At 72.8% G+C, this 4,384-nt stretch carries 4 protein-coding genes; 1 reads left to right on the top strand and 3 read right to left on the bottom strand.

Annotated features, from left to right (window positions below):
* From ACWGIU_RS30805 to ACWGIU_RS30795, 3 genes are all read right to left on the bottom strand, one after another.
* The coding region (locus ACWGIU_RS30805) for an HRDC domain-containing protein (protein ID WP_453711310.1) at positions 1-1,272 on the bottom strand (1,272 nt) is incomplete at its 3' end.
* 161 nt (positions 1,273-1,433) lie between these two features.
* Positions 1,434-2,096, bottom strand: coding sequence for a LuxR C-terminal-related transcriptional regulator (locus ACWGIU_RS30800; RefSeq protein WP_453711308.1), 663 nt, complete (start codon positions 2,094-2,096; stop codon positions 1,434-1,436).
* A gap of 274 nt (positions 2,097-2,370) precedes the next feature.
* Positions 2,371-3,027: a DUF3000 domain-containing protein gene (locus ACWGIU_RS30795; protein ID WP_453711306.1), complete on the bottom strand. Its 657-nt coding sequence runs from the start codon at positions 3,025-3,027 to the stop codon at positions 2,371-2,373.
* 91 nt (positions 3,028-3,118) lie between these two features.
* On the opposite strand from ACWGIU_RS30795, the gene hemE reads away from it, so the two are divergent.
* Entirely contained in the window at positions 3,119-4,183 is a 1,065-nt protein-coding gene (gene hemE / locus ACWGIU_RS30790; RefSeq protein ID WP_453711304.1) for a uroporphyrinogen decarboxylase, read from the top strand.
* Positions 4,184-4,384: the final 201 nt, after the last annotated feature.

The following is a 4,384-nucleotide window of genomic DNA, read 5'->3' as shown; positions in this document are numbered from 1 at the left end:
GGCCAGGGCCGTGACCAGGACCGGGGTCACCAGCTCGATCTGCCAGGGCCGGGCACCGTAGCCCGCCAGGACTTCCGCCACCGCGTCCGCGTGCAGCCGCTGCGGCGGCTCCCAGCACAGCCGGCGGACCGTGTCCGGGGTGATCAGGTTCTCCTGGGGCAGGTTCAGCGCCTCCGCCAGCGCCGAGACCGCCGCCCGGGCCGCCGAGAGCCGGGCCGCGGCCGCCGGGTCCTTGTCCACCCAGGAGCGGGGCGGCGGGGGTCCGGCCGGGGTCGCCCCGGGCTGCGGCAGCTCGTTCTCGGGCAGGGCCTTCGCCCGGTCCACGGCGGCCATCCACTGGTCCAGCTGGCGCCGGCCCATCCGCTGCCCGTAGCCGGGCAGGGCGGACAGGGTGTGCACGTTGGCCGGGAGAGCGAGCGCGGCCTCGACGATCGCGGCGTCGCCCAGCACCTTGCCGGGCGAAACGTCCCGCCGCTGCGCGATCCGGTCGCGGGACTCCCAGAGCTCCCGTACGACCGCCATCTGCCGGCGTCGGCGCACCTTGTGCATGCCGGACGTACGGCGCCACGGGTCCTTGCGCGGCGGGGCGGGCGGCGCGGAGGCGATGGCGTCGAACTCCTGGTGGGCCCAGTCGAGCTTGCCCTGCCGGTCCAGTTCCTTTTCCAGCGCGTCCCGCAGGTCCACCAGCAGCTCCACGTCCAGGGCGGCGTAGCGCAGCCACGGCTCGGGAAGCGGGCGGGTGGACCAGTCGACGGCGGAGTGGCCCTTCTCCAGCGCGTAGCCGAGCACGCTCTCGACCATCGCGCCGAGTCCGACGCGCGGGAATCCGGCGAGGCGGCCGGCCAGCTCGGTGTCGAACAGGGAGGTGGGCACCATGCCTATTTCGCGCAGGCAGGGCAGGTCCTGGGTGGCGGCGTGCAGGATCCATTCGGTGCCGGACAGGGCTTCGCCCAGTGCCGACAGGTCGGGGCAGCCCACGGGGTCGATCAGCGCGGACCCCGCACCCTCACGGCGCAGCTGCACCAGATAGGCGCGCTGGCCGTAGCGGTATCCGGAGGCCCGTTCGGCGTCGACTGCGACGGGGCCGGTGCCCGCGGCGAAGGCGGCGACCACTTCGGCGAGGGCGTCCGCGTCGGCGACCACCGGAGGAATCCCCTCACGGGGCTCCAGCAAGGGGGTCGGCAGCCCACCGGGCGGAACAACGACGTCGTCCGAGGGGCCGCCCCCGGTGGTGGTGCGCAGGTCTGCTGCGGGATCTTGGGCGTCGGTCACCGGTCAAGGGTATCCGTGTATACGACGCGCCCGTCGCCGGAACGTTCCGTCGACGGGCGCGGGCGGTATGCGGGGCGTTCCCCCGGGGTATTGCGGGGGTCTCCCGGCAGGTTCCCCGGCAGTGGCTCCCGGGGCGGATATCCCGGGGCTCCGGCCCGCGGTCAGTGGATGATCCCGGTACGCAGCGCCACGGCGACCATTCCGGCGCGGTCACCGGTGCCCAGCTTGCGGGCGATCCGGGCGAGGTGGGACTTGACGGTCAGGGCGGACAGGCCCATCGAGACGCCGATGGCCTTGTTGGACTGGCCCTCCGCGACGAGGCGCAGGACCTCGACCTCGCGGCCGGAGAGCTCTCGGTAGCCGCCCGGGTGGTTCGGGGCACCCGGGGGGCGGCGGTGCATACGGGCGGCGGCGGCGCCCACGGGGGCGGCGCCGGGCCGGGTGGGGAGCCCGATGTTGGTCCGCGTACCGGTGACGACGTAGCCCTTGACGCCGCCCGCGAGGGCGTTGCGCACGGCGCCGATGTCGTCGGCGGCGGACAGGGCCAGGCCGTTGGGCCAGCCGGCGGCCCGGGTCTCGGAGAGCAGGGTGAGACCGGAGCCGTCGGGCAGGTGTACGTCGGCCACGCAGATGTCGCGCGGGCTGCCGACGCGGGGGCGGGCCTCCGCGATGGACGACGCCTCGATCACGTCACGTACTCCGAGGGCCCACAGGTGGCGGGTCACGGTGGAGCGGACGCGGGGGTCGGCCACGACGACCATGGCCGTCGGCTTGTTCGGGCGGTAGGCGACCAGGCTTGCGGGCTGCTCGAGAAGAACGGACACCTAGGCCTCCTGGGGGAGTGGCGGGACGGCCGGCTCGGGGAAGGAAGCCGGTGCGAACCGTGCGGATGGTCACTCACTCCTTCGGCACGTCACCCGCCCGGCTTTAGGGAATGATCACGATTTGGTGAGTAACAATTCGGGCAATTCGGACGCACGATCGATCATCGGTTGATCAGAAGCCCGCAAAGGGGCGCCGCCTTTCGACAGTCCGCCCAGTTCTTCGATCAGTCATTCTGCGCCGCGCGCCGAATCCGGCGGCCGTCCGGCCCTGCGGCTACGGGTGGTGCGGACCGCGACGCTGTGGCAGGGAGACCACGCCCGTCGCCGTGTCCGTCGGACCCACCGGCGGCAGCCCCGCGACCTGGCACAGCAGTTCGCACCACGCCGACAGGTGCGCCGAGGTGTCCGGCACCCCGCCCACCCCCTCGCGCGGCGTCCACGACGCCCTGATCTCGATCTGCGTGGCCGGCCGCCGCTCCGCGAGCCCGCCGAAGTAGTGCGAGCCCGCCATCGTCACGGTGCCGCTCGCCTCCCCGTACGCCAGCCCGCGCGCCTGCAGCGCCCCCGTCAGCCAGGACCAGCACACCTCGGGCAGCAGGGGGTCCGCGGCCATTTCCGGCTCCAGCTCCGCGCGCACCAGCGTCACCAGCCGGAAGGTCCCCTGCCAGGCGTCGTGCCCGGCCGGATCGTGCAGCAGGATGAGCCGGCCGTCGGCCAGGTCGTCCTCGCCCTCCACCACCGCGGCCTCCAGGGCGTAGGCGTGCGGCGCCAGTCTCTGGGGCGGTTTCGTGGGGTCGATCTCGATCCCCGGACGCAGCCGGGCCTTCTTCAAGCCGTCGACCGCCCGCCGGAACGGGAGCGGGACGGAGCTCTCCTTCGCGCTGTCCGTACCCTCGGCGCCATCTGAAAATCGTCCCTGAGCCGCAGCCATGCGGGGAAGACTAGGCGGAACGGGCGCCCGTACGGCGCAGGGACACCCTCGCCGGGTCGGACACTTCTTCATACGTGCGAAGATTTGGGTCGTGAGCGCCAACACCCGCCCCACGGGCAAGCCGAGCCAGACGTACGATTCCGCCTTCCTGAAGGCGTGCCGGCGGGAGCCGGTGCCGCACACCCCGGTGTGGTTCATGCGGCAGGCGGGACGCTCACTCCCGGAGTACCGCAAGCTGCGCGAGGGCACGCAGATGCTGGAGTCCTGCATGCGGCCCGACCTGGTCACCGAGATCACCCTGCAGCCGGTGCGCCGCCACAAGGTGGACGCGGCGATCTTCTTCTCCGACATCGTGGTCCCGCTGAAGGCCATCGGCGTCGACCTGGACATCAAGCCGGGCATCGGCCCGGTCGTCGCCCAGCCGATCCGCCGCCGCGAGGACCTCGCACAGCTGCGCGACCTCACCCCGGAGGACGTCTCGTACGTCACCGAGGCGATCGGCATGCTGACGGGTGAACTGGGCTCCACGCCGTTGATCGGGTTCGCGGGCGCGCCTTTCACCCTCGCGAGCTACCTGGTCGAGGGCGGTCCCTCCAAGAACCACGAGCACACCAAGGCCCTCATGTACGGGGACCCGCAGCTGTGGGCCGACCTCCTGGACCGCCTCGCGGAGATCACCTCCGCCTTCCTGAAGGTCCAGATCGAGGCCGGCGCCTCCGCCGTCCAGCTCTTCGACTCCTGGGTCGGCGCCCTCGCCCCGGCGGACTACCGCCGGTCGGTGATGCCCGCCTCGGCGAAGGTCCTGGAGTCCGTCGCCTCCTACGGAGTCCCCCGGATCCACTTCGGCGTGGGCACGGGCGAGCTCCTCGGCCTCATGGGTGAGGCCGGCGCGGACGTCATGGGCGTCGACTACCGGGTCGCGCTGGACGAGGCCGTGCGCCGGGTCGGCCCCGGCAAGGCGCTCCAGGGCAACCTGGACCCGGCCGTGCTCTTCTCCACCCCGGAGGCGGTCGAAGCCAAGACGGACGAGGTCCTCGCGGCCGCCGCCGGCCTGGAGGGCCACGTCTTCAACCTGGGCCACGGCGTCCTCCCGACGACCGACCCCGACGCGCTGACCCGCCTGGTGGACTACGTCCACACCAGGACGGCCCGCTGATCCGAGCAGGATCGAAACGCCGGTGCGGTGCCGTGCACGACATGGCACGGTGCCGTCCCCCGGCCTCGACCGAGGGTGTGCGGACACGACCTCCCGAGGCGATAAACCTAGGCCGTCTCTTTCGGATCTTTCCGGGCCCGCGACGCCCGGCACCGCACCCGGCCGCGTTGTCGGGGCGCCCGAGTACGTCCGGTACACGGG

The organism is Streptomyces sp. NPDC054840 (assembly GCF_053611065.1).
The sequence above is the reverse complement of the archived record's forward strand: the minus strand, read 5'-3'. Positions and strand labels throughout refer to the sequence as shown.

Excerpts from the sequence above, each read along its gene's own strand:
- ACWGIU_RS30795 (WP_453711306.1), bottom strand. The coding sequence starts at position 3,027 with ATGGCTGCGGCTCAGGGACGATTTTCAGATGGCGCCGAGGGTACGGAC.